Origin of the sequence: Mycobacterium sp. WUMAC-067 (assembly GCF_020217485.1) — a bacterium.
In the GTDB taxonomy this organism is placed as follows: Bacteria; Actinomycetota; Actinomycetes; order Mycobacteriales; family Mycobacteriaceae; genus Mycobacterium.
Map to the genome: position 1 here is coordinate 52450 of NZ_JAEKMI010000001.1, position 24534 is coordinate 76983.

At 66.7% G+C, this 24534-nt stretch carries 26 protein-coding genes; 9 read left to right on the forward strand and 17 right to left on the reverse strand.

Translation table 11 applies throughout. From position 1 onward, the window contains the following. Positions 1 to 130: 130 nt before the first annotated feature. Entirely contained in the window at positions 131 to 1105 is a 975-nt protein-coding gene (gene nrdF, locus JF781_RS00265) for a class 1b ribonucleoside-diphosphate reductase subunit beta (protein ID WP_225326518.1), read from the reverse strand. 209 nt (positions 1106 to 1314) lie between these two features. Here nrdF and JF781_RS00270 point away from each other — a divergent pair, with 209 nt between their 5' ends. Together JF781_RS00270 and JF781_RS00275 are read left to right on the forward strand one after the other, a co-directional pair. Beyond that, on the forward strand, positions 1315 to 1761 hold the full coding sequence (locus JF781_RS00270) for an SRPBCC family protein (RefSeq protein ID WP_225326517.1): 447 nt from the start codon (positions 1315 to 1317) through the stop codon (positions 1759 to 1761). Then, positions 1745 to 2284: a TetR/AcrR family transcriptional regulator gene (locus JF781_RS00275; RefSeq protein WP_225326516.1), complete on the forward strand. Its 540-nt coding sequence runs from the start codon at positions 1745 to 1747 to the stop codon at positions 2282 to 2284. Before JF781_RS00270 ends, JF781_RS00275 begins: the two co-directional genes overlap by 17 nt. Before the next feature lie 12 nt (positions 2285 to 2296). On the opposite strand, the gene JF781_RS00280 is transcribed toward JF781_RS00275, so the two are convergent. From JF781_RS00280 to JF781_RS00295, 4 genes are all read right to left on the reverse strand, one after another. Continuing rightward, a complete protein-coding gene (locus tag JF781_RS00280; RefSeq protein WP_225326515.1) occupies positions 2297 to 2755 on the reverse strand; it encodes a universal stress protein in 459 nt (152 codons plus the stop codon). Between the two features lie 52 nt (positions 2756 to 2807). Continuing rightward, on the reverse strand, positions 2808 to 4361 hold the full coding sequence (locus JF781_RS00285) for an NAD(P)/FAD-dependent oxidoreductase (protein WP_225326514.1): 1554 nt from the start codon (positions 4359 to 4361) through the stop codon (positions 2808 to 2810). 152 nt (positions 4362 to 4513) lie between these two features. After that, positions 4514 to 5242: a TetR/AcrR family transcriptional regulator gene (locus tag JF781_RS00290; RefSeq protein WP_255640590.1), complete on the reverse strand. Its 729-nt coding sequence runs from the start codon at positions 5240 to 5242 to the stop codon at positions 4514 to 4516. Positions 5243 to 5315: 73 nt separating this feature from the next. Further along, positions 5316 to 6146, reverse strand: coding sequence for a helix-turn-helix domain-containing protein (locus JF781_RS00295; RefSeq protein ID WP_225326512.1), 831 nt, complete (start codon positions 6144 to 6146; stop codon positions 5316 to 5318). Positions 6147 to 6173: 27 nt separating this feature from the next. On the opposite strand from JF781_RS00295, the gene JF781_RS00300 reads away from it, so the two are divergent. Beyond that, positions 6174 to 6641: a glyoxalase/bleomycin resistance/extradiol dioxygenase family protein gene (locus tag JF781_RS00300; protein WP_225326511.1), complete on the forward strand. Its 468-nt coding sequence runs from the start codon at positions 6174 to 6176 to the stop codon at positions 6639 to 6641. A gap of 27 nt (positions 6642 to 6668) precedes the next feature. On the opposite strand, the gene nrdE is transcribed toward JF781_RS00300, so the two are convergent. The 4 genes from nrdE to JF781_RS00320 form a co-directional block, all read right to left on the reverse strand. Beyond that, entirely contained in the window at positions 6669 to 8786 is a 2118-nt protein-coding gene (nrdE, locus tag JF781_RS00305) for a class 1b ribonucleoside-diphosphate reductase subunit alpha (protein ID WP_225326588.1), read from the reverse strand. Positions 8787 to 8803: 17 nt separating this feature from the next. After that, positions 8804 to 9247 (reverse strand): class Ib ribonucleoside-diphosphate reductase assembly flavoprotein NrdI, encoded by a 444-nt coding sequence (gene nrdI / locus JF781_RS00310; RefSeq protein ID WP_225326510.1) that lies wholly within the window; start codon positions 9245 to 9247, stop codon positions 8804 to 8806. Between the two features lie 32 nt (positions 9248 to 9279). Continuing rightward, positions 9280 to 9519: a redoxin NrdH gene (locus tag JF781_RS00315; RefSeq protein WP_064936759.1), complete on the reverse strand. Its 240-nt coding sequence runs from the start codon at positions 9517 to 9519 to the stop codon at positions 9280 to 9282. Positions 9520 to 10046: 527 nt separating this feature from the next. Beyond that, a complete protein-coding gene (locus JF781_RS00320) occupies positions 10047 to 10601 on the reverse strand; it encodes an NAD(P)H-dependent oxidoreductase (RefSeq protein WP_225341130.1) in 555 nt (184 codons plus the stop codon). Positions 10602 to 10693: 92 nt separating this feature from the next. Between JF781_RS00320 and JF781_RS00325 the strand changes: the two genes are divergently transcribed. Continuing rightward, a complete protein-coding gene (locus tag JF781_RS00325; protein WP_225326508.1) occupies positions 10694 to 11308 on the forward strand; it encodes a TetR/AcrR family transcriptional regulator in 615 nt (204 codons plus the stop codon). 8 nt (positions 11309 to 11316) lie between these two features. Continuing rightward, positions 11317 to 12360 (forward strand): DNA polymerase IV, encoded by a 1044-nt coding sequence (locus JF781_RS00330; RefSeq protein ID WP_225326587.1) that lies wholly within the window; start codon positions 11317 to 11319, stop codon positions 12358 to 12360. On the opposite strand, the gene JF781_RS00335 is transcribed toward JF781_RS00330, so the two are convergent. Beyond that, on the reverse strand, positions 12295 to 13236 hold the full coding sequence (locus JF781_RS00335) for an SDR family oxidoreductase (protein ID WP_225326507.1): 942 nt from the start codon (positions 13234 to 13236) through the stop codon (positions 12295 to 12297). The genes JF781_RS00330 and JF781_RS00335 overlap by 66 nt on opposite strands. 37 nt (positions 13237 to 13273) lie before the next feature. Beyond that, positions 13274 to 13909 carry a TetR/AcrR family transcriptional regulator gene (locus JF781_RS00340; RefSeq protein WP_225326506.1) on the reverse strand — a complete coding sequence of 212 codons (636 nt, stop codon included), beginning with the start codon at positions 13907 to 13909 and terminating at the stop codon, positions 13274 to 13276. 114 nt (positions 13910 to 14023) lie between these two features. Here JF781_RS00340 and JF781_RS00345 point away from each other — a divergent pair, with 114 nt between their 5' ends. Next, positions 14024 to 15502: a cytochrome P450 gene (locus tag JF781_RS00345; RefSeq protein ID WP_225326505.1), complete on the forward strand. Its 1479-nt coding sequence runs from the start codon at positions 14024 to 14026 to the stop codon at positions 15500 to 15502. A gap of 115 nt (positions 15503 to 15617) precedes the next feature. Here JF781_RS00345 and JF781_RS00350 read toward each other — a convergent pair whose 3' ends face one another. Beyond that, the gene (locus JF781_RS00350; RefSeq protein ID WP_225326504.1) at positions 15618 to 16112 is read right to left on the reverse strand and encodes a homocitrate synthase; all 495 of its coding nucleotides are present in this window, start codon (positions 16110 to 16112) and stop codon (positions 15618 to 15620) included. 295 nt (positions 16113 to 16407) lie between these two features. Between JF781_RS00350 and JF781_RS00355 the strand changes: the two genes are divergently transcribed. Then, entirely contained in the window at positions 16408 to 16596 is a 189-nt protein-coding gene (locus JF781_RS00355) for a hypothetical protein (protein ID WP_225326503.1), read from the forward strand. A 369-nt stretch (positions 16597 to 16965) separates the two neighbouring features. After that, on the forward strand, positions 16966 to 17172 hold the full coding sequence (locus JF781_RS00360) for a hypothetical protein (RefSeq protein ID WP_225326502.1): 207 nt from the start codon (positions 16966 to 16968) through the stop codon (positions 17170 to 17172). A 49-nt stretch (positions 17173 to 17221) separates the two neighbouring features. On the opposite strand, the gene JF781_RS00365 is transcribed toward JF781_RS00360, so the two are convergent. From JF781_RS00365 to JF781_RS00375, 3 genes are all read right to left on the reverse strand, one after another. Next, positions 17222 to 18214, reverse strand: a complete 993-nt coding sequence (locus tag JF781_RS00365; protein WP_225326501.1) for a sensor histidine kinase — start codon at positions 18212 to 18214, stop codon at positions 17222 to 17224. Between the two features lie 131 nt (positions 18215 to 18345). Beyond that, positions 18346 to 19800: a FadR/GntR family transcriptional regulator gene (locus tag JF781_RS00370; RefSeq protein WP_225326500.1), complete on the reverse strand. Its 1455-nt coding sequence runs from the start codon at positions 19798 to 19800 to the stop codon at positions 18346 to 18348. 18 nt (positions 19801 to 19818) lie between these two features. Then, positions 19819 to 21012: a thiolase family protein gene (locus tag JF781_RS00375; protein WP_225326499.1), complete on the reverse strand. Its 1194-nt coding sequence runs from the start codon at positions 21010 to 21012 to the stop codon at positions 19819 to 19821. Positions 21013 to 21074: 62 nt separating this feature from the next. On the opposite strand from JF781_RS00375, the gene JF781_RS00380 reads away from it, so the two are divergent. After that, complete coding sequence (locus tag JF781_RS00380) at positions 21075 to 21410, forward strand: Zn-ribbon domain-containing OB-fold protein (RefSeq protein ID WP_008259204.1); 336 nt, start codon at positions 21075 to 21077, stop codon at positions 21408 to 21410. A 9-nt stretch (positions 21411 to 21419) separates the two neighbouring features. Here JF781_RS00380 and JF781_RS00385 read toward each other — a convergent pair whose 3' ends face one another. Together JF781_RS00385 and JF781_RS00390 are read right to left on the reverse strand one after the other, a co-directional pair. Further along, positions 21420 to 23597, reverse strand: a complete 2178-nt coding sequence (locus JF781_RS00385; RefSeq protein ID WP_225326498.1) for an acyl-CoA dehydrogenase — start codon at positions 23595 to 23597, stop codon at positions 21420 to 21422. 167 nt (positions 23598 to 23764) lie between these two features. Continuing rightward, positions 23765 to 24532, reverse strand: coding sequence for an SDR family NAD(P)-dependent oxidoreductase (locus JF781_RS00390; protein ID WP_225326497.1), 768 nt, complete (start codon positions 24530 to 24532; stop codon positions 23765 to 23767). Between the last annotated feature and the right edge of the window lie 2 nt (positions 24533 to 24534).

A 24534-nucleotide genomic window follows, 5' to 3' on the forward strand; every position in this document is an offset into this window, starting at 1 on the left:
AACGGAAAAAAGCGGCCGTAGAGGATGGGGTAATCGCCACGCCCACCAGTCTCCCGGCTACCGGGCCGACGGCGCCACCGGGCCGCCGCGCCCCGGCCACAATTCACGCGGCGTTCACAAACCGCTCAGCTCAGAAGTCCCAGTCCTCGTCCTCGGTGACGACGGCCTTGCCGATCACGTACGACGAGCCCGAACCGGAGAAGAAGTCGTGGTTCTCGTCGGCGTTGGGTGAGAGCGCCGACAGGATCGCCGGGTTCACGTCCGTCTCGTCGCGCGGGAACAGCGCCTCGTAGCCGAGGTTCATCAGCGCCTTGTTGGCGTTGTAGCGCAGGAACTTCTTGACGTCCTCGGTGAGCCCGACCTCGTCGTAGAGGTCCTGGGTGTACTCCACCTCGTTGTCGTAGAGCTCGAAGAGCAATTCGTAGGTGTAGTCCTTGAGCTCCTGCTTGCGTGCGTCGTCGACCAGCGCCAGGCCGCGCTGGTACTTGTAGCCGATGTAGTAGCCGTGGACGGCCTCGTCGCGGATGATCAGCCGGATCATGTCGGCGGTGTTGGTCAGCTTGGCCCGGCTCGACCAGTACATCGGCAGGTAGAAGCCGGAGTAGAAGAGGAAGCTCTCCAGCAGCGTGGAGGCGACCTTGCGCTTGAGCGGTTCGTCGCCCTTGTAGTACTGCATGACGATCTCGGCCTTGCGCTGCAGGTTGGGGTTCTCCTCCGACCAGCGGAACGCGTCGTCGATCTCGGCCGTCGAGCACAGCGTGGAGAAGATGTTGCTGTAGCTGCGCGCGTGCACCGACTCCATGAAGGCGATGTTGGTGTAGACGGCCTCCTCGTGCGGGGTCAGCGCGTCGGGAATGAGGCTGACCGCCCCGACCGTGCCCTGGATGGTGTCCAGCAACGTCAGGCCGGTGAACACCCGCATGGTCATCTGCTTTTCGTGGGCGGTCAGGGTGCCCCACGACGGCAGGTCGTTGGACACCGGCACCTTCTCGGGCAACCAGAAGTTGCCGGTGAGCCGGTCCCACACCTCCGCGTCCTTTTCGTCCTGCAGCCGGTTCCAGTTGATCGCCGAAACGCGGTCAATCAGCTTCATGTTCTCGGTCACCAGAACCCCGCTTCACACGCCGTTTTGCCTGAGGGACGTCAGGCTCCAGACACTACCCCTGGGGTACGACAACCGAGCGCAACACAAGAAGTTGTGTTTTTGCGTGTCGCGGACGCCCGCGGGCCGCCGGATTTACTTCCTTCTCCAGTATGCGCGCGTCGGCCGGCGCGGCGTGGGCAAAATCGGGCACAGTATGTACCATTTGGTACATGATTACCGAAGACAGCGTCGAGATCGACGCGCCGGCGCACCTGGTGTGGAAGGTCTTCAGCGACGTCGAGCGCTGGCCCGAATGGACGGCCTCGGTGACGTCGCTGGCCGCGGTGGACGGGCCCGGGCTCGCGGTCGGCAAGCGGTTCGCGATCAAACAGCCACGCATGTCGAAGCTGGTGTGGACGATCACCGAACTCGACCCGGGGACGTCCTGGACGTGGGTGCAGCGCGCTCCCGGCGCGACGGCCAGCGCCCGCCACGACGTGATCCCCCAGCCGGGCGGGGGCACCCTGGTGCGCCAGCGCATCGACCAGAACGGCGTGCTCGGCGCCCTCGTCGGACGGCTCATGCGATCGATGACCCAGCGATACCTCAAACTCGAGGCCGAAGGCCTCAAGGCCCGCTCCGAGCAACTCAGCCGCGCCGATGGCACGCACCCCTGACACCGAGCGGCGCCGCCAACTCCTCGATGCCCTCGTCACCGAGTTCGGCGCCGGTGGCATCGGCGACCGGTCGCTGCGCGCGGTGGCCGACGCGGTCGGCACGAGCCACCGAATGTTGTTGCACCACTTCGGTTCTCGTGAAGACATGCTTGTGGCGATCGTCGAGGAGGTCGAGCGCCGCCAGATGGGGCTGCTGGCCGAACTGCCCACCGACCCGGCCGAGAGCTTCGCCGCCATGTGGTCAGATCTCCGTCGGCCCGAACTGCGACAGTTCGAGCGTCTCTTCTTCGAGTGTTACGCCCGCGCCGCCCAGGGCGAAAAGCCTTTTGCCGCAATGGTTCCCGGCGCCGTCGACGGGTGGCTGGAAGAGGCCGCGACCGTCGCCGGCGCCGCGTTCGACCCCGCCCTGGCCAGGTTGGGATTGGCCGTAATCCGCGGCCTGCTACTGGATCTCGTGGCCACCGACGACGCCGCCGGCGTCGACGCGGCCGCGCGCGCCTTCAAGGAGCTGCTCACCCGCTGACCTTCGGATGATTCAGTTGGCGGTGTGGACGATCAGGACATCGGTCTTGACCCTGCGGGAGACCTCGGACGGGACCGATCCCAGCAGCCGCCCGGCGACGCTGTTGAGCCCGACGTTGCCCACCACCATCAGGTCGGCGCCGACCTCCTCGGCCAGCTGCACCAGCACGTTGATCGGGGCACCCACGATCGACCGCTCCTCCACGTTCCTGGCCCCCGCTTGGTGCGCCCGTTCCTTGGCGTTCTGCAGGATCGCGTAGTACGGGGCCTCCCCAACCGTCCGATAGTCCTGGCCGTGGTCGCTCCCCGGCGGGATGGCGTAGCGGCCGCGTTCCTGGGGGACGGGGAGATGCGCCGTCACAACGATCAGTTTCGCGCCGTGATCCGCGGCGATCGCCGCTGCGCGATCCACCGCGCGCAGCGACGAGTCCGAGCCATCGGTGCCGACCACGACCGTCTGATAGGCGCTCATTTCCCTGAAACTGTAACGCCGGGCGGCGGCCAAAGTACCCAAACGGTGTGGTTCAACTTCGCACGGGGGCCGCGTGCCTGCCCGTGCTGACGCCGTAGAACTGGTATTCCGCGGGCTTGACCGAGCGGGTCGCCCGCCAGTACTCCCAGGTGTAGCCGCCCCACAGCACGGTGTTCTTGCCGTGCTCGTCCAGATACCAGCTGCTGCAGCCGCCGCTGTTCCACACCGACGGGCCCAGCCTGCGCTGCAGCTCGTCGTTGAACGCGTCCTGGGCGGCCCGGGTCGGGGCGAGCGCCTGCGCGCCCAGCTTGTCGCAGGTGGCGATCGCGTCAGCGACGTAACGGATTTGGGACTCGATCATGAACACCACCGAGTTGTGCCCCAGCCCGGTGTTGGGGCCCAGCAGAAAGAACAGGTTGGGCACATCGGCGACGGTGATCCCGCGGTGGGCGCCGATGCCCTCGCGATTCCAGCGGTCCACCAGATCCTCGCCGTGCAGGCCCTTGATCTGGACGTAGGTGTAGGAGTCGGTGACGTGAAAACCGGTGGCGTACACGATGACATCGGCTTTCCGGTGCGTGCCGTCAGTGGTGACGATGCCGTCGGACGTGATCCGCGAAATGTGGTCGGTGACCAGTTCGGTCTTCGGGTCGGCCATCGCCCCGTAATAGGTGGAGGAGTTCAGGATTCGCTTGCACCCGACGCGGTAGTTGGGAATCAGCTTGCGGCGCAACTCCCGATCCTTGACCGATCGACGAATGTTGTACTTGCAGTACGCCTCGATGAACTTGAGTAGGTTGGGCCGCTTGGTCATTCCGAAGGCCAGCGCCTCCTGGCCCCAGTAGATGGCCAGTCGCACCAGCGCCCGCAGGCCGGGCACGTTCTCCATGGCGCGGCGCACCGCCGGCGGGATCTCGGGGTTGGAGCGCGGCACCACCCACGGCGGGGTGCGTTGGTAGAGCTGAAGTTCGGCGACCTGCCCGACGATCTCCGGCACGATCTGGATCGCGCTGGCGCCGGTCCCGATCACCGCCACCCGCTTGCCGGTCAGGTCGACGCTGTGGTCCCACTCCGCGGAATGGAAAGCAGCACCGGCGAATTGGTCGCGACCCTCGATGTCGGGCATGGACGGGATGTGCAGCGCGCCGGCACCCGAAATCAGGAACTGCGCGACGTATTCACGCCCGTCGGCGGTGAACACGTGCCAGCGGTGCTCCTCATCGTCCCAGTGCGCCCGGTCCACCAACGAGTTGAACTCCATGTAGCGGCGCAGCCCGTACTTCTCCGTGACCCCCTTGAGGTAGTCCCAGATCTCGGGCTGATAGGAGAACGGGTTCTTCCAGTCCGGCTTGGGCTCGAACGAAAACGAATACAGGTGCGACGGGATGTCGCAGGCGCACCCGGGATAGCTGTTGTCACGCCAGGTGCCGCCGATGTCGTCGGCCTTTTCCAGGATGACGAAGCCCACCCCCTGCTTCTGCAGCGCGATGGCCATCCCCAGGCCGGAGAACCCGGTCCCGATGATGACGGCGCGGGTGTGGACGGGCTTCGGGGCCTTGGCCGCGGGGACGGGTGCGGTCTCGGTGTGTGTCACGACGTCGGTCACGGTCGATCGGTCTTTCTCGTCGGGCCAGTCTCGGGTCGGCGCTCGCTGGCATCCTCGGCCGTAGCCGCCCCGCTGGCGCAGATACCCAGTACCCAGGGTATCGGTTGGGACGAGTGTTGACGATCGCCAGGGCGATGTCAACGTGCCAAAGGTCAGCCCGCGGCGCGGTTGGCCGGGACCACGCTGTGGATCGGCTGGTCAGGGTCCATGCGGATGCCGAGCGCCTCGGCGGTGCCGACGATGACCCCCATCATGATCGTCGTGAGGTGGGCCACGAATTGCTCGCGCGGCATGCGAAGAGGGCTGTCGGGGTCGGGACCCAGCCACCACTCGGTGGCCGACGCGGCCGAGCCGAACGCCGCATGCCCGGCCAGCTCGACGGCCGCGTGGTCCAGCTCCATCTCGCGCAACTCGTTGTCGAACATGTCGGCCACGGCGAGGGTGATACCTCGGCCCTCGTTGAGGATCTGTGGGCTTGCCGCGGAACGGCCCTGGATGAAGACCCGCAGCACGTTGGGGTGCTTGTCGACCAGGTTGGCGTACTCCTCGACGGCGCGCCGGATCACCTCGCGAGCCGAGTCGGTCTTCAGGTCGATGGACGGAAAGATCGCCGTCCACAACATGTCGCGCAGCCGCTCCCCGATCGCCTGGAACAGGTCGGACTTGTCGTGAAAATGCCGGTAGATCTTCGGTTTGGCGGTGCCGGCCTCTTCGGCGATTTCCCGCACGGACAGTTCGGGTCCGAGCCGGTCGATGGCGCGGAACGCCGCGTCGACGATGTCGCTGCGCACTTTCTTGCGGTGCTCGCGCCAGCGTTCGCTGCGCGCGTCGACCTTGGCCCCCGGCTTGGCGGCCGGGTGGGGCCTAGAGGGTCGAGGCATTCTCACCACGAAACGCACTTTACCCCGTCGCGGCTTCTGACCTGGGCAGACTGGCGGGACGAGGACACCGCGGTTAACGGTGCCGCTGGGCGTACTCCCCGGGGCTGCAGCCGAGCATCGACCGGAACTCGTTGGTGAAGTGCGCCTGGTCGTACCAGCCGAGGCGGACGGCCAGCTCGGCGAAGTCGACGCGACGATCGCTCTCGATCGCCAACGCAGCTTGCTGCAGGCGGTAACGGCACAGCACCCATTTGACCGGCACACCGACGTAGCGCCGGAACACGCGCTGAGTGGTTCGCGCGCTCCACGGCGAGCAAGCCATCACTTGTTCCACGCGGTGCAAAGCGTCGTCGTCGTGCATCCGCCGTAGCAGCGCCGTGAGGGCCTCGTAGGTCGGGTCGGAGACCGTTGCGGCGCCGATCGCCGTGTCCAGTTGCGCGGCGGCGAGCTCGATGTCGTCATCGAAAAGCATTGGACCGCTGAACAAGTCATCGTCGACTCGAACGATTCGGCCGGTCAGCGCAGCCGCGTCGCGTCCGAATCGGGCGGCGAACCCGCCGGCGCGGAAACGCGCACCGACAACCGCACCGCGCCCCGACAACGTGATGGTGAAGACCCTCTCGACGACACCGTGTACCAGGGTGGCGGGCAAAGCGAATCCATGGCGCGGGGAGTCGGTGCCCCACTCGTGGCTGAGGTTGATCGACGGGAAAGTGATCACTTGGCTTTCACGCGGCGGCTGGCCGGTCAGATCCCAGCACACCGACCAAAAATGCTCGACGAATTTGGCGGCGGCCTCCGACGGCGCTTGGCGACGGAGGTCGAACGCCGTTGCGCTCCCCGCGCGCCCGACCACGCCCGGCTGTGGACCAATCGCCTGTGGCGCGTTTTTCCAAGCCTGCACATCACGAATCTAGCCAAGCTGGTTGCCATGACTGTGCAACCGATTCCCGAGGGCTACACGAGTTTGACCCCGTTCTTGGTCGTCGATGGCGCCGAAGCCGCCATCAACTTTTACGTCGACGTCTTCGGTGCGACACTCGTCGAGAAGATGGCCGGGCCGAATGACACGATCGCGCACGCGGAGCTGGACTTCGGCCACGGCAGGTTGCAACTGGCCGATCCCAACCCCGGCTATCACCTCGAAGCCCCCGGCCGGACAGAATCGGTGACCCATTCGATGGCGTTGTACTGCACCGACGTCGACGACGTGTTGGCGCGGGCCCAGAGGGCGGGCGCGACGGTACGCGAGGCGGCCCAGACCTTCGTCACCGGCGACCGGTTCGGCTCAATCGTCGACCCCTTCGGGCACCGCTGGTCGATCATGACGAGGGTCGAAGACATCGATGCCGCCGAGCGCGAACACCGGCTTGCCGGCTGGGGCGCCGACAACCTCTAAAGCACTCCCCGAGAGTGCGTCGGTGCCCTACAGCATGCAGGACACGCAGCCCTCGACCTCTGTTCCCTCCAACGCCAGCTGGCGCAAGCGGATGTAGTACAGCGTCTTGATTCCCTTGCGCCAGGCGTAGATCTGCGCCTTGTTCACGTCGCGGGTGGTGGCGGTGTCCTTGAAGAACAGCGTCAGCGACAGTCCCTGATCCACGTGCTGCGTCGCCGCGGCGTAGGTGTCGATGATCTTCTCGTAGCCGATCTCGTAGGCGTCCTGGTAGTACTCCAGGTTGTCGTTGGTCAGATACGGCGCCGGGTAGTAGACGCGGCCGATCTTGCCTTCCTTGCGGATCTCGATCTTGCTCGCCACCGGATGGATCGAGCTGGTCGAGTGGTTGATGTAGCTGATCGACCCCGTCGGCGGGACGGCCTGCAGGTTCTGGTTGTAGATGCCGTGCGTCTGCACCGACTCCTTCAGCCGCCGCCAATCGTCTTGCGTCGGAATGCGAATGCCCGCCTCGGCGAAGATCTCCCGGACCCGCGGGGTGGCCGGCTCCCACACCTGTTCGGTGTACTTGTCGAAGAACTCACCCGAGGCGTACTTCGACTTCTCGAAGCCACCGAACTTGCTTCCCCGTTCGATCGCAATGCGATTCGACGCGCGCAGCGCGTGGTAGAGCACGGTGTAGAAGTAGATGTTGGTGAAGTCGACGCCCTCTTCTGAGCCATAGTGGATGCGCTCGCGGGCCAGGTAGCCGTGCAGGTTCATCTGGCCGAGCCCGATTGCGTGGGACTCGTTGTTGCCCTGCTCGATTGAGGGCACCGAGGTGATGTGCGTCTGATCGCTCACCGCCGTCAGCGCGCGGATCGCCACCTCGATGGTCTGCGCGAAGTCGGGCGAGTCCATCGTCTTGGCGATGTTCAGCGACCCCAGGTTGCACGAAATGTCCTTGCCCACTTTGGCATACGACAAGTCGTCGTTGAACACCGACGGCGTGGAGACCTGCAGGATCTCCGAGCACAGGTTCGAGTGGGTGATCTTGCCGTCGATCGGGTTGGCCCGGTTCACCGTGTCCTCGAACATGATGTACGGGTAGCCGGATTCGAACTGCAGCTCGGCCAGCGTCTGGAAGAACTCGCGCGCTTTGATTTTGGTCTTGCGAATGCGGGCATCGTCGACCATCTCGTAGTACTTCTCGGTGACCGAGATGTCGGCGAACGGCAGACCGTAGACACGCTCGACGTCATACGGCGAGAACAGGTACATGTCCTCGTTCTTCTTGGCCAGCTCGAAGGTGATGTCCGGGATCACCACGCCCAGGCTCAGCGTCTTGATGCGGATCTTCTCGTCGGCGTTCTCGCGCTTGGTGTCCAGGAACCGGTAGATGTCCGGGTGGTGCGCGTGCAGGTACACCGCGCCCGCGCCCTGGCGGGCACCGAGCTGGTTGGCGTAGGAGAACGAGTCCTCGAGCAACTTCATGATCGGGATGACGCCCGAGGACTGGTTCTCGATGTTCTTGATCGGGGCGCCGTGCTCGCGAATGTTGCTCAGCAGCAACGCAACTCCCCCGCCACGCTTGGACAGCTGCAGCGCGGAGTTGATCGATCGCCCGATGGACTCCATGTTGTCTTCGATGCGCAGCAGAAAGCAGCTCACCGGTTCCCCGCGCTGCTTTTTGCCCGAGTTCAAAAACGTCGGGGTGGCCGGCTGGAAACGGCCGTCGATGATCTCGTCGACGAGCTTTTCGGCCAGGATGGTGTCACCGGAGGCCAGCGTCAGCGCCACCATGACGACGCGGTCCTCGAAGCGCTCGAGGTAACGCTTCCCGTCGAACGTCTTCAGTGTGTAGGAGGTGTAGTACTTGAACGCCCCCAGGAACGTCGGGAAACGGAACTTCTTGGCGTAGGCCCGGTCCAGCAGCGTCTTGACGAAGTTGCGACTGTACTGGTCGAGGACCTCGCGCTCGTAATAGTTCTCCTTGATCAGGTAGTCGAGCTTCTCGTCCTGATTGTGGAAGAACACCGTGTTCTGGTTGACGTGCTGCAGGAAGTACTGGTGCGCGGCCTCGCGGTCCTTGTCGAACTGGATCTTGCCGTCCGCGTCGTACAGATTCAGCATCGCGTTGAGCGCGTGATAGTCCGTCTCCCCCGGCAACGCGTGGGCTCCGGTGGTTACAGGCTCTGCAGCGACGGTTGTTGACACGTCTGTTCCTTCCAGAAATCGGCTAAGCCCGCGCGGACGGCATCCACGTCGTCCTGGGTTCCCATTAGTTCGAAGCGGTAGAGGTACGGAACGCCGCACTTGCGCGAGATCACGTCACCCGCGTAGGCGAATTCGGCGCCGAAGTTGTTGTTGCCCGCGGCGATGACGCCGCGGATCAACGAACGGTTGTGTTCATTGTTCAAAAAGGCGATGACCTGTTTGGGGACATAGCCGCCGGCGTTGAGGTCAGGAGTCGCCCGGCCGCCGCCGTAGGTGGGCAGCACCAGGACGTAGGGCTGGTCCACCTCGATACGGCCGTGCAGCGGTATCCGCGTGGCGGGAATCCCCAGCTTCTCCACGAAGCGGTGGGTGTTCTCCGACACGGAGGAGAAATAGACCAGGTTGCGCCCCATGGTGCCGCAACCTCCTTACCTAACGTCTTGCCTTACGCGCTGAGTTCCACCGCGGCGAGCGCCTTGATGCGATCGGGCCGGAATCCCGACCAGTGGTCGTTGCCCGCCACCACGACGGGAGCCTGCAGGTAGCCCAGCGCCATCACGTAATCACGCGCCTCGGAGTCCAACGTGATGTCGACCTTGTCGTAGACGATGCCCTGCTTGTCCAGCGCCTTGTAGGTGGCGCTGCACTGCACGCATGCCGGCTTGGTGTACACGGTGATGCTCATAGAATGCCGCTCCTTTGCGGAAGAGGGGGACCCAATGGACTGGCAACTACTTTTGGACTGCGTCTTTGCTAGGTTCAGCGATCCGGCAGGCGCCCAGATTCCCGTCGTGCGGCGACCAGTGCCGAAGACCTGTCTTCGACCACTTCGCGTCGATTTCGGGGGTTCACCGAGCCTGGCTGGCTTGGCGATCCTGGGATCCGCCGGTGCATCGAAACACTACACCTAGTGGCTGACAAGATGTCGAGATACAAGATGTTCTGAATAACATTTCTGAAATTCCCTGGTCGTAAGGCCTGTGTCGAACAAATTCAGACACCCCGCCCCGGCGTGTCGCAGATCACACGCCGAGACGAAGGCGCCTCCGTGTATGGGTATAGCAGCGGCCACCGACAACCCGGTTTCGCCCCGCCGCCCGCGGCGCGCACACCGACAGCTAGCAAAGCCGCCAGACGACGCTGGCGGCTTTGGCTATTCGGCAACGACAACCTCGCTGGTCGCCTCCCGGCCGGCTTGTCGACTTCGGCCAATCAGCCGGCTTCGGCGGCGAGCTTGCCCACCACATCGCGCACGTTCGCCGAGAGCTCGGCATCCTCGGCGGGGGCCCTGCCTTCCAGCGTGGTGAACGGCACGGACAGTTTGATCGACTCGACGACCCGCGCGCCGGCGATGCCGAAGGACTTGCGGGTCTCGTCGTGCGCCCACACCCCGCCGTACCGGCCGAAGGATCCCCCGATGACCGCCAGCGGCTTGCCTTTCAGCGCGCCGTCGCCAAAGGGGCGCGACAGCCAGTCGATCGCGTTCTTGACGACCGCCGGAATGCTGCCGTTGTACTCGGGGGTGACCACCAGAGCGGCGTCGGCGTCGGCCGCCGCGGCGCGCAACGCGGCCACCGGAGCCAGCGGCGGCGCGTCGGCGTTCATCGCGTCGTCGATCTCCTCGTTGTAGAACGGCAGGTCACCGAGCCCTTCGAAGAGCGTGACGGTGACGCCGTCGGTGGCGACGGCCCGCGCCAATTCGGCGATCTGACGGTTGATCGACGCCGCCCGCAGGCTTCCCACTAACGCCAAGATTGTGATTGCCACTTCTCGCAGTTCCCTTCGGTCGTTGGTATACATCCTCGCACGACCTAAACGGACTGTGGTCCGATTTATTCCGTGAGCGTTAAAGTGCAGGGGTGAGCGACGTCGAACGGTCGGGCGAGCTGCCCGTGTGCATCCCGCAGCTGCCGGCGCGGGAGCGCGGCGACGCCGTGCGCAACCGCGCGCTGCTGCTGGATGCGGCGCGCCGCCTGGTCGCCGAGCGCGGGGCCGACGCCGTCACCATGGACGACGTCGCCGCGGCCGCCGGCGTCGGCAAGGGCACGCTGTTCCGCCGATTCGGCAGCCGGGCCGGCCTGATGATGGTGCTGCTCGACGAGGACGAACGGGCCAGCCAGGAAGCGTTCCTGTTCGGTCCGCCGCCGCTGGGGCCCGATGCCCCGCCGTTGGATCGGCTCGTGGCCTTCGGCCGGGAACGGATGTGCTTCGCCCACACCCACCGCGCGCTGCTGTCCGCGGCCAACCGCGACCCGCGGACTCGTCACGCGCCGGCGGCCGCCGTCCTGCGCAGGCACGTGCGCGTGGTGCTGGCCTCGGCGAAGACCACCGGCGACCTCGATGCCCAGACCGACGCATTGCTCGCGTTGCTGGACGTGGATTACGTCGAGCATCAGCTGACCGAGCGCGGTCACACCCTGGCGACGTTGGGCGACGCGTGGGAAAGCCTGGCGCGCAAGCTCTGCGGGCGGTGAACGCCGGAATGCCCACCGCGGCACGGGATTGGGTCCTGCACGTGGACCTCGATCAGTTCCTGGCCTCGGTCGAGTTGCGCCGTCGCCCCGAGCTGGCCGGGCTGCCCGTCATCGTCGGCGGCAACGGCGATCCGAGCGAACCGCGCAAGGTCGTCACCTGCGCCTCCTACGAGGCCCGGGAATTCGGTGTCCGCGCGGGCATGCCGCTACGCGCCGCCGCCCGCCGCTGCCCCGAGGCGACCTTCCTCCCCTCGGACCCCGCCGCGTACGACGCGGCGTCGGGGCAAGTGATGGGCCTGCTGCGGGATCTGGGACACCCGGTGGAGGTGTGGGGCTGGGACGAGGCCTACGTCGCGGTCCACGCCGAGGACCCCACCGAGGCGGCACAACGCATCCGCAGCGTCATCTCCTCGGAAACCGGGCTGTCCTGCTCGGTGGGCATCAGCGACAACAAGCAGCGCGCCAAGGTCGCCACCGGTTTTGCCAAGCCGGACGGCATCTTCGTGCTCACCGATGCGAATTGGATGACGCTGATGGCCGACCGTCCGGTCGACGCGCTGTGGGGCGTGGGTCCCAAGACGGCGAAAAAGCTTGCGGACCTTGAGATCACGACGGTGTGGCAACTGGCCGGCAGCGACGCCGAGTTGTTGACGGCCACGTTCGGGGCGCGCACCGGGCTGTGGCTGCTCCTGCTGGCCAAGGGCGGCGGCGACAGCCACGTCAGCGCCGAGCCGTGGGTGCCGCGCTCGCGCAGCCACGTCGTCACCTTTCCCCGCGACCTCACCGATCGCGCCGAAATGGACGCGGCCGTAACGGGTTTGGCCGAGCAAGCGCTGGACGACGTGCTGGCCGAAGCGCGGGTGGTGACGCGGGTGGCGGTTACCGTGCGGACCGCAACCTTCTACACCCGCACCAAGATTCGCAAACTCGACGCGCCCACCACCGATCGCGACACGATCGTCGCCGCGGCGTTGCGCGTCCTGGATTTATTCTCCCTCGACCGGCCGGTCCGCTTGCTCGGGGTGCGGCTGGAGTTGCTCATGCCGGACTAGCGGCGCCGGGTTGGGCGGGGCGGGCCGCAGCGCGCGGGTGAAGATCACGTTCACCTGGCGCATCGCGACGCTATAGGGCCACCACGCAAGCCTTTTGAACGCGTAGAGCGCCCGGATGTCGGCCGAGGTGTAGATCAGGTATCGGTTCTTGGTGACCCCGGCCAGGATCTTCTCGGCGGCCTTCTCCGGCGACACGGCGTGGCCGGCGAATCGCCGTATCCAGCGGGCGACGTTGGGGTCCTCGCGGTCCACGCCGGCGATCTCCACGGTCCCTACCAGCGGCGTGTTCACCGCGCCGGGAACCACGACCGACACCCCGATGCGGTGGCGGGCCAGGTCGAAGCGCAGCACCTCCGAGACGCCGCGCAGTCCGTACTTGCTGGCGCTGTAGGCGGCGTGCCAGGGCAAAGCGACCAGCCCGGCCGCCGAGGACACGTTGACCAGATGGCCGCCCCGCTTGGCCGCCACCATCGGCGGCACGAAGGTCTCGATGACGTGGATCGGACCCATCAGGTTGATGGCGACCATCTTGCTCCACTGCTGGTGGGTCAGCCGGTCGACGGTGCCCCAGGCTGATACGCCGGCGATGTTGAGCACCAGGTCCATGGGCGGATGCGCGGCGTGGATGTCCGCGCCGAACGCGGCCACCTGGTCGTAGTCGGCGATGTCCAGCGACCGATGCTCGGGGACCTCCGCGCCCAGGGCGCGGGCGTCGGCCACGGTCAATTCCAGACCCTCGGAGTCGCGGTCGGTCAGATAGAGCTCGGCGCCATGGGCGGCGAGCCGCAACGCCGTGGCGCGGCCGATGCCGCTGGCCGCCCCGGTGACAAAGCACCGCTTCCCCGCGAAATACCGCCCGGATGCCTTCTTCGCCATGGCGCTGACGATACCGCCGGTACCACCCAGACCGGCTCTAGGGACGACCGGCCCACAGCGCGTGCAGCCACAACTGCTCGAGCACGCGTACCCGTCGGTCACGATCGCTGTCGGATCCGGTCAGAATCGGGTCGCCGGTCAACACCAGCGCGGTGGTACCGGTCAGGGTGCGGATCAGCGTCGGAAGATCGTCGCTGATCGGTCGGGCGGTCCCGGCCTTCATCTCGGCCTCGACGATGGCGACGATCTGCGCCAGCACCACCTCGAATTGCTGGTCGAGCAGATCGCGGATCTCGACGTCGGTGTGGCGGGCCTCGTTGCAGGCGGTCACCACCGGATCGTTGTGCTCGTAGACGGCGGCGGCGCTGCCGACCATCCGTTTGGCGAACTCCTCGGGCGACTCGCCCGCCTGGCGCGGCGCGAAGTACTGCGTGAGTTCCTCGAGCTCTTCGGTGGCCTCGGCCATCAGCTGTGCCAGCACCGCGTACTTGGAGTCGAAATAGAAGTAGAAGCCGGATCGGGCCACCCCGGCCCGCAGGCTGATCGTGCTGACCGACAACTCGGCGAACGGCTTTTCCTGCAGCAGTTCGCGCACGGCCTCCACGATCGCCTGGCGTTGCTTGTCGCCACGCCGACGTGCGCCCGGCTCCGGATTGGCGGGGTGGCTGCTCACTCCCTGACCTTGCACCACGCCGCGTAAAAAGCAAACTTGACAGCCGTCAAGTTTTTCAGCGAAGGTATTAAACAGTGACCGCTGTCACCCCGAGGGCACGCTAAAGGAGCGTCTATGACCGCCACCATCAGCACTCCGCACTACCTGCTGGATCAGGCGCGGCGCCGATTCACCCCGACGCTCAACACCATCCCGGGCATGGGGGCGATCGAGAAGCGTCTGCTCGCCCACGAATGGGACACCAAAGTCCTGGCGGAACCGCCCGCCGGCAGCGACCTCAAGCCCGTGATGGGCGATGCCGGGCTCCCGATCCTCGGCCACATCATCGAACTGTTCCGCGGCGGCCCGGACTATGCGTTGTACCTCTACCGCAACAAGGGTCCGCTGATCTACCTGGACTCGCCGATCATGCCCGCGGTCACGGCGCTGGGGCCCGACGCCACCCAGGCCGTGTTCTCCAACCGCAACAAGGACTTCTCGCAGAAGGGTTGGCACCCGGTGATCGGGCCGTTCTTCAACCGCGGGCTGATGATGCTGGACTTCGACGAGCACATGTACCACCGGCGGATCATGCAGGAGGCGTTCACCCGTAGCCGCCTGACCGGTTACGTCGAGCACATCGACCGCGTCGCGACCGACATCGTCGCCAGCTGGCCGACCAACGATGCGCGATTCCTGTTCCACCCGGCGATGAAGGAACTCACCCTCGACATCGCGTCCTTGGTGTTCATGGGGCACGAGCCGGGGTCCGACCACGACCTCGTCACCAAGGTCAACCAGGCGTTCACCACCACGACCCGGGCCGGTGGGGCGATCATCCGGCAGCCGATCCCGCCGTTCAAGTGGTGGCGCGGTCTGCGCGCCCGCCAGCTGCTCGAGGACTACTTCAATGAGCGCGTCAAGGAGCGCCGCAACGCCACCGGCAACGACATGCTCACGGTGTTGTGCCACACCGAGGACGACGACGGCAACAGCTTCACCGACGAAGACATCGTCAACCACATGATCTTCTTGATGATGGCCGCCCACGACACCTCCACGTCGACGACCACCACGATGGTCTACAACATGGCCGCCAACCCGGAGTGGCAGGAGCGGGCGCGCGAGGAGTCGGCCCGGCTTGGTGACGGGCCACTCGACATCGAGTCGCTGGAGAAGCTGGAAACGCTCGAACTGATCATGAACGAGTCGCTGCGCATGGTGACGCCACTGCCGTTCAACATGCGGATGGCGGTGCGCGACACCGAGCTGCTGGGCCATTACATCCCGGCCGGAACCAACATCACCATCTGGCCCGGCATGAATCACCGGCTGCCCGAATTGTGGACGGAGCCAGACAAATTCGATCCCGAGCGGTTCGCCGAGCCACGCTCGGAGCACAAGAATCACCGCTACGCCTTCGCGCCGTTCGGCGGCGGTGCGCACAAGTGCATCGGCATGGTGTTCGGTCAGCTGGAGGTCAAGACCGTGGTGCACCGGCTGCTGCGCCGCTACCGCGTCGAGCTGGCCCGGCCGGGTTACCAGCCGCGCTGGGACTACGGCGGCATGCCGATTCCGATGGACGGCATGCCGATCGTGCTGCGCCCGCTGTAGAACGTCCTCGACGGCGTGCCACCTTCACCGCCGTCGCGGTAGAGGCCGGGTTTCATTTGCGCTACCACCGGCGCTAGCGCAAATGAAACTCACCTTTAGTTGATAGCGCGCGGCATCAGTCGACCGCGAGCAGCCTGTTGGCGCAGGCGATCACCGCGCGCAGCGCCGACTGCGTCGGATCGTCCGAGAGGCCCATCGCCCACTCGGCGCGGGCACCGTTGCTGCCGCGGATGAAAGTGGCTGTGCCGGTGGGTGATTGCATCTGATGGAACTTCACGATTTCGACGGTGACTCCGCGCTCGTGCAGCATCGCGGTCAGGGCCGCAATCGGGCCGCCGGCGGCGGCGGTTGCCGTGCTGATGCGATCGCCCAGGGCGATCACCGCCCGGAAGTTGCGCGCCTGCGGGCCAGGTCTCGAGGCGTCGGTGCACTCCCATTGGCCTAGCCGCAGGGGTCCGGTGCCGCGTCCGTAGGCCGCGACGAATGCCTCCCAGGGCATGGCATCGGCCTGCTCTCGCAGACCGCGGGGCAACGAGACGCCGAAGCGATTGCCAAACCACGCGGTGGCCCGGTCGAGATGTTGGAGCTGATTCCGCTCGGGAAAAGTCATGGTGCCGGTCTTCTCTAGTCAGCTGGTGCGACCGACGGCAGTAGCTTCCGACCCACAGCGGGGGGTCGGTCCGGTTCAGACCCCGCTGCGGGTGCTAGCTACTACGAAACGCGCGAGAAGACGCATGAGCGACGACAATAGACCCCTTCGCGCCGCTCCTGCAACTCCCATACGACCGTACAAAAAAATATAGAAAATAGATCGGATTTTTTGGTTTACGTGCGTACAACAACGGTTATTGAACACGTGTGGTGCAGACATCGGGCCATGCGCCCCTCACACGAAAGGCACGATCATGAAGGCGGAAGGCACCAAGAAGACCCTCAAAACTGCCGTCGCGGCCGTCGGGCTGGCCGCGGTGTTAGCCGTACCGGGATGCGCGACGACGGTCACCGGCGGCGCCGGAGGCTCGGGCCTCATCGGCGGAGCCGGCGGGTCCGGTGTGGGCGGCATCGGCGGACTCATAGGAAGCCTCGGCCTTTAAGCCTTTTGACAAGCGGCCCCGCTGGGCCGCTGCATTTTCGGCGGCATCCAGCGGTCGCTTGCATTTCGTCCGGATATCCCGGATGACACACTAATTCGCGACCGACTTCGTACTACTCGCACGTCACAACTGCGACGCGAATTAATGGCGTCCAATCGACATATTCTGCCATTAATCGATGGCGGTCGCGTTGTGGCTTCGCCCCCAATGACGTTGTGGCGCTGCGCTATTGACATGATCCCGGGCACCATAGCCGGGACCTTTCTACGAAACAAATTAACTCTTTACGTACGTCTAATAGCCGTTATAACATCCGTTCTGCAGCGCGGTGTACGCGCCGTCACACCTCCCGCGAGAAAGGATCCCGTTGTGAACTCAATGAAGACAAAGAAGGCCATTAAAGCCGCCGCGGCGACCGCCGGATTTGTCGTGGTGTTGTTCGCGCCTACCGGGTGCTTGGTGACGGGGACCACCGCCGGGGTCGGCGGCGGCACTACCGGCGGCACGCTCGGCGGCACCCTCGGAGGAACGGTCGGCGGGATCATCGGCGGGATCACCGGGGGCCTCGGCCTGTAACCGATGACGACAAGCGACCCGCTGGATCCCCTTGCCGACGGGTCGCTTGTTACCCGGCCGGACTGGCGGCCGGATCGAAGCGCAGATACGCCTGAATCGTCGTTCCGGTCCTGGTGGTGTGCGTGCGCACCAAATCCGAAATGGCGTTGACCAAGTACAGGCCGCGGCTCGCCGGGCCGCACGGACCCGGGTCGAGGCGGCCCACCAGCGGATCGTCGAACTGGCCGGTGTCGCGCGCCTCGCACACCAGATACCCGTCGTCTTTCCAGAAGGCCAACCGGCAGGCGCCCCCGGTGTACATCAGACTGTTGGTGGCCAACTCGGTGGCGACCAATTGCAGATCCTCGATGCATTCCTGGGACAGCCCCATCCAGCCCGCGTAGTCGACGGCGAACGAGCGCGCGGGCCGAAGGTCCGCCGACTTCCGGACCATGTAGGTGACGGCGCCAGGACTCGCGGCCAACGGCTGGTTGCAACGCTGCAGGACTTCATTCGGCGCGTAGTCCGGGCTGCGCTGCAGCACACCGCATTTCCACAACAGCGGGTGCGTCGCCCGCGCGTCCGCGAGGACCCCGTCGTCGATCACGCTCGCGTCGTAGAGGCACAGGCTCGTCGCCGGGTACCCGTCCATCGCCGTATTGACCAGTGCCTCGTGCTCGATGCAGGCGACGAACTCCCCCTCGGTGCGGCCGGGCCACGCCAGCTGGCTGACGATCCGCACCCGCCGATCCGGGTGCTCGTCGATGAACGCGCCCTCCATGACCATGAACCGGCTCGGGTTGCGCGCAACCTCGGTGATGTCGACCATGTACACCCCGGTGGGCAACCCGTCGCCGCCGTACAACGTCCGTTGCACCAGGGCGAGCGCCTCGGGGGGCATGGCAAACAACACCGCCTCGCCTGACGCCAAACCGTCGCCGACGAAGCGGCCCACCAAGTCCAAAAACTCCTGCTGAGAGTGATAAATCAGTGCGGAGTGGACGAAACCGTATTGTCTGGTTTCGGTATCCGCCGTCACTTCAGCGCTCTCGCTTTCGATCACTTGCGCCAACCCCCTGCTGGATCGGCTGTCGCCCATCCCCCCTTCCAGTACCCAAGACGGGCCTTCGCTATGCCGCGCAACAGATCACATTTGCGCGCACACCCGCGGGGGGGCGACATCGGGCGGCGCGATCACAGCCACCAGGAGGCGGCGGCATCGAGGTGACGGCGGAGGCGATAGCAGGCGACGCTCTCGTCGGCGGCCTCCACCGCCTCGACAATGCGCAAGTGAGCGTGGTGCACGGCCAGCACGTCCGACCAGGTGGGCAGCGCCTGCCCGGTGCTCGACCAATGCCGGCGGAACAACTCGACGATGATCCGGAGGAACAGGTCGAGCAGCGCGTTGCCGGCTAGCTGCGCCAACCCGACGTGAAAATTGAACTCCTCCGCGATCGCCCGCCGGACGTCGTCAGGCGTCGGCTGCGCGGCGTCCGGCAGCCGTGACCGATGCGTGGCGAGGAATGCCGCCACCTCGGGCTCGTCGAGCCGCTTGGCGACCTTGGCGACGTTGTCGATCTCGATGGCGTCGCGGACGCCCCGTAGGTCTTCGCGGCTCGGGTCGCGGTACTGCAGGTACAAAGCGATCGTGTCGATGCTGGCCTGGGCAGCGGGTTCGGCGATGACGAGTCCGCCGCCGGGTCCGCGGCGCATGTGGGCGATCGAGTGGTATTCGAGCAGGCGCACCGCCTCGCGGAACACCGCGCGGCTCACCCGGTAGCGCTCCAGCAGGGCCGCCTCGGTGCCGAAGACCGACCCGACGTGCCAGCCGCTGGCGGCGATGTCGTCGCCGATGGTGACGGCCAGCATCTCGGCCAGCTTGCCGCGGGGCACCTCGGAATCGAGACGCCGCCGCCTACGCCCGCGGACCCTGTCGCCGGGATGGTGCCGTTGCAGCCAGCCCGTCACCGCCTCGACGTGTCGCTCGGACAGCGTCTTGGCGCGCGCGGAATCACCGGCCGTGACGGCGGCGACGATCTTGGCGTGATGGGCGTGCAGGTGGTCGACCGCCTCGATGGCCTCGGTCGCCGAGTCCGTTCGCGACGCCAGGGCATAGCGCGTGGTGAGGCGCATCAGGACATCGATAAACAGTTGCAGCACCGGGTTTTTCGATTGCTCGGCCAGCGCGATGTGGAACTCGTCGCGCGGCGCCGGTAATCCCGGCTTCCACTTTTCCTCGGCCTGCAACACCGCCCGCAGCCGCGCGATGCCGGCTTCGTCGATGCGCTCGGCGGCGAGCGAGGCCGCCAGCGGCTCGAGCACCAGACGCGCGTTGAGCAGATCGTCCAGCGTCGTGCCCAGGTATTCGAGATAGATGACGACGGCGCGGGTGGCGGGTCCGGCGTCGGGCTCGCAGATGTACAAGCCCCCGTTGGGGCCGCGGCGCATCCGGGCGACCTGGTGGTGCTCGACCAGGCGAATGGCCTCGCGCAGCACCGATCGGCTCACGCCGAAACGCTGTTGCAGGGCGAGTTCGGATCCCAGCGATTCGCCGACGGCCCAGCCGCGGCGGACGATGTCCGCCTCGATGTCGCGGGCGAGGATCGACGCCAGTTTGTCGGCCTGGCCGGCCTTCAGGTCCTCACTCATTTGAGCTCAATCACACGCTCAACAGGTGAGCAGCATGCACCCCGCGACGGGCCCACCGCCGACGGAAACGACGCCGACCTCCGGGCGGCGGGCGACCTGCCGCTCCCCCGCGTCGCCGCGCAGTTGCAGGCACCCCTCGTGCAACGCCCAGTAGCCGTGCATGCGCCCCGCCGAGAGTTGGCCGCCGTAGGTGTTCAGCGGCAGCATGCCGTCGCGGGCGATCCGCGCGCCGCCTTCGACGAAGGGCCCGGCCTCGCCGTCCCCACACACACCGAGGGCTTCCAGCCACGCCAGCGTGAGATAGGTGAATCCGTCGTACAACTGGGCGATGTCGAGATCGGCGGGCCGCAGCTGCGTCCGCGACCACATCTGCGCCGTGGCGTCCGACATCGCCATCTTCGGGTAATCGTCGCGGTGAAACCAGCCGCCGGCGCCGTCGGATCCGCCGATCGCCTCCACCCGCACCGCGCGGTGCGGACAGTCGGCGCCGTACTCCGCGTGGGACACCACCACCGCGATCGAGCCGTCGATCGGGACGTCGCAGTCCAGCAGCCCCAGCGGGGTGGAGACCGGCCGCGCCCCCAGGTAGTCGGCCATCGTCATCGGATCCCGGTACACCGCACGGGGATTCAGCGCGGCGTTGCGCCTGCCGTTGAGCGCTATCCACCCCAGCTGCTCCTTGGTGGTCCCGTACAGCTCCATGTGGCGACGGCAGTTCAGCGCCAGCCAGTTGGCGGCCGAATAGGCCTGCGCCGCAACCAGATCGTTGACGTCGTCCATCGCGCCGACGGCGGGCTTCGGCTCGCCCTCGGGTGTCTCGAACATCCGCGCCAAGGGAGGGGCGGGAGCGTTGTCTTCCTGCTTGACCGGGACGGTGCCGCCGAGCATCTGGATCGTCCGGTACACCACGACGTGCCGGGCTCGGCGTTCGGCGACCGCGCGGCAGGCCGACATCACCGGCGACAGCAGGCCGCCGGTGCCGAACCCGGATCCGCAGTCCGCGGCGTCGATGCGCAGTTGCGCGTTGACGTCTTCGGCGGGTGTGTCGCCGAGCGTGGCGATCCCGTCGATGTCGGTCGCGGCCAATCCGGCGTCCTCGATGGCCGCGCGCACCGCCTCCATCGTCAGCTCCAGGCCCGGAGTGCCGGTGCGACGGCCGATCCGCGAGATCCCGATGCCGGACAAGATCGCGTCTTTTTCGAAATGCGTCATGTACACCGCCCGTCAGACCACACCGTCGCCGCGTCGAATCAATTGAGTGTACTGTATTCGTCGTGTCAGACGGGGCGCTGCTCATCGAGTACTGCGACGGCTGCGCGCGCTGGGTGCATCCGGCGAGCGGCGAATGCCGCGAGTGCGGGGGCTCGCTGGTGGCGCGCGAGGTGTCGGGGCGCGGCACGGTGTTCACCTACACGGTCAACCACCACCCGTACAACCCGGAGATCCCCACCCCCTACGTCATCGCCATCGTCGAACTCGCCGAGCAGCGTGGCCTGCGGGTGGCGGCCAATATCGTTGACTGCGAACCCGATTCGGTGACCTGCGGGATGCCGGTCACGCTCCGTCCGGAGCGGGGCGCCGCCGGTGCGCCGCAGTTCGCGCCGGCGTGAGCCGCGGAATCAGTTGATCAGCGGGTCGCGCGGCATGCCGAGGATCCGCTCGGCGATCTGATTGCGGGTCACCTCCGAGGTGCCGCCGGCGATCGCCATGCCGCGCGCTCCCATCATCAGCCGGCCGGCCAGGGCGCCGGCGCCGTCGAGCAGCGCGACCTCGGGACCCAGCAGTGCCGCCATGATCGCGGCGCCTTCCACCATGTGCTCGGCCAGCTTCAGCTTGGTCACGTTGCCCTCGGGGCCCGGGCCCGCGCCTTCGACGCTGCGCGCGGCGCGCCGCAGGTTCAGCAGGCGCAGTGCGGTCTCCCCGGCCAGATAGTTCCCGACCCGAACGTGCCCGCCCGCCAACCGATCCGGGCGTTCCTGGGTCAGCTGCACCAGTTGCGCGGCCAGCCCCTCGTAGAACGACCCGCTGCCACCGATGCTGACCCGCTCGTTGCCCAGCGTGGCGCGGGCGACCGTCCAGCCGGAGTTGGGCTCCCCGACAACGTCCTCGTCGGGCACGAACAGGTCGTTGAAGAAGACCTCGTTGAAGTCCGAGCCACCGGTGATCTGTCGCAGCGGCCGCACCTCGACCTCGGGCGCTTTCATGTCGACGATCACCGTGGTGATGCCGGCGTGCTTGGGGGCGTCGGGGTCGGTGCGCACGGTGGCCAGGCCGCGCGCGCAGTAGTGCGCACCGCTGGTCCACACCTTCTGGCCGTTGATCTTCCAACCACCGTCGACCCGAGTGGCGCGCGTCTTGATGGACGCCGCGTCCGAGCCGGCGTCGGGCTCGGAGAACAGCTGGCACCAGATTTCGTCCTTGCGCAGCGCCTTCTCCACGAATCGTTCGATCTGCCAAGGCGTTCCGTGCTGGATGAGGGTCAGGATCACCCAGCCGGTGATTCCGTAGTCGGGCCGCTTGATACCGGCCGCGCGGAATTCCTCCTCGATGACCAGTTGCTCGACGGCGTCGGCCGCGCGTCCCCACGGCTTGGGCCAGTGCGGCATCACGTAGCCGGTCTCGATCAGCTTGTCGCGCTGGGCGTCCTTGCCCAGGGAGGCGATCTCGGCGGCGTCGGCGCGCACGCCGGCGCGGAGTTCTTCGGCTTCGGGCGGCAGGTCGAGGCTGTTTTCGCGGACGGCGCCGGCGGCGGTGCGCTCGAAGACGTCGGCCGCCGGCGCGTCACCACCGAACAGCGCCGACGTCACGACGGCACGCCGCAGGTGCAGGTGCGCGTCGTGTTCCCAGGTGAAGCCGATGCCGCCGTGCACCTGGATGTTGAGTTCGGCGTTGCGGACGTAGGCCGGGAACGCCAGCGCCGCGGCCGTCGCGGCGATCAGGCGGAATTGCGTTTCGTCCTCCGAGGTGTCCTCGCCCGCCGCGCGGGCGGCGTCCCAGACGGCGGCGATTCCGGACTCCGCACCGACCAGCATGTTGGCGCAGTGATGTTTGACCGCTTGGAATGTGGCGATGGTGCGCCCGAATTGCTGGCGCACCTTGGCGTAGTCGACGGCCGCGTCGACGCAGTCCGACGCACCGCCGACCGCCTCGGCGGCCAGCAGGGTTCGCGCCCGGGCCAGCGCCGATTGCCGCGCTCCCGACAGGATGTCGCCGTCGGACACCCGCACGTCCTGCAGGCGAACCCGCCCGGATCGCCGTGTCGGATCGAAGTTTTCCGGCACCTCGACCGAGACGCCGTCGCGGTCGCGCTCGAGCACGAGCACGTCGTCGCCGGCGGTGATCATCAGCAGCTCGGCGAGCCCGGCTCCCAACACGATTCCGGCCTCGCCGGTCGCGACGCCGTTGTCGATCCGCACCTCGCCGCTTAGGCCAACGCCCGCGGTGACCGTTCCGTCGATCAGGCCGGGCAGGAGTCGCGACTTCTGTTCAGCCGCACCGTCTTTGGCGATCACCGCCGACGCGATCACCGTCGGCACGAAGGGCCCGGGCGCTACCGCGCGACCGAGTTCTTCGATCACCACCACCAGTTCGGGCAGCCCGTAGCCGGAGCCGCCGTACTCTTCGTCGACGTGCAGGCCGAGCCAGCCCAATTCGACCAGGTTCTGCCAGAATCCGGGCCGGGGCTCGTCGGTGGCATCGAGCAGCGACCGCGCCGCCCAGCGCGCCTTCTGCGCGGTCAAGAACCCGCGAGCCACCTCGGCGAGTTCACGATGGTCGTCGGTTAATGCGATACCCATGAGGGCCCTCCTCGCGCCGCATGCCAGCCGGGTGATTGCCCCGCTCCCACTCGGACCGCTGCGCGGCCCCGCGGAGCTGAAGCTGGGTGCCTGCCCCGCTTCGAGGGGAAGCGGGGCGGCTGGCTAAAGAGTGTACTTAATGCGGGGAGGGTCCCAGCGAGGGGCGTCTACTTGGGCGCGAACCGCTGCCCGGCGTCCAGCCGCAGGCACTGGCCGTTGAGCATCGGGTTGTCCACGATGGCGGCCACCAGCTTGGCGTACTCCTCGGGACGGCCAAGACGCTTCGGGAAGGCCGCGTCCTTGGTCAGCGCCGCCGCGAATTCATCCGGGATGCCCTGGGTCAGGCCCGTCGCGAACAGGCTCGGGGCGATCCCGAGCACCCGGATGCCCACCGAACCCAGGTCACGGGCCATGGTCAGGCACATGCCGGCGATCCCCGCCTTGGCGGCGGTGTAGGCGACCTGCCCGATCTGGCCTTCGAAGGCCGCGATCGACGCGGTGTTGATGATGACGCCGCGCTCCCCGGTGTCGGGGTCTTCGGGCTCGTTCTTCGCCATGTGCGCGGCGGCCAGCCGGCTGATGTTGAAGGTGGCGATGAGGTTGAGGTCGATCACCGACTGGAAGGATTCGAGGTCGTGCGGGCCGGACTTGGTCAGCGTCCGCTTGGCGATACCGCCACCGGCGGTGGTGATCACGACATGCAGCCCGCCGAGCTTGTCGACCGCGGACTGCAGGGTCTCCTCGGTGCCGGTGAAGTCGGTGACGTCGACGGGGTAGAAGGTGCCGCCGATGCCGTCGGCCACCGTCTTACCGTCGGAGCCTTCGCGGTCGAGCACCGCGACATCCGCGCCGCGATCGTGCAGCAGCTCGGCGCTGGCCCGACCCATTCCCGACGCGCCGCCGATGACGACGACCTTCTTCCCTTTGATCTCCATCC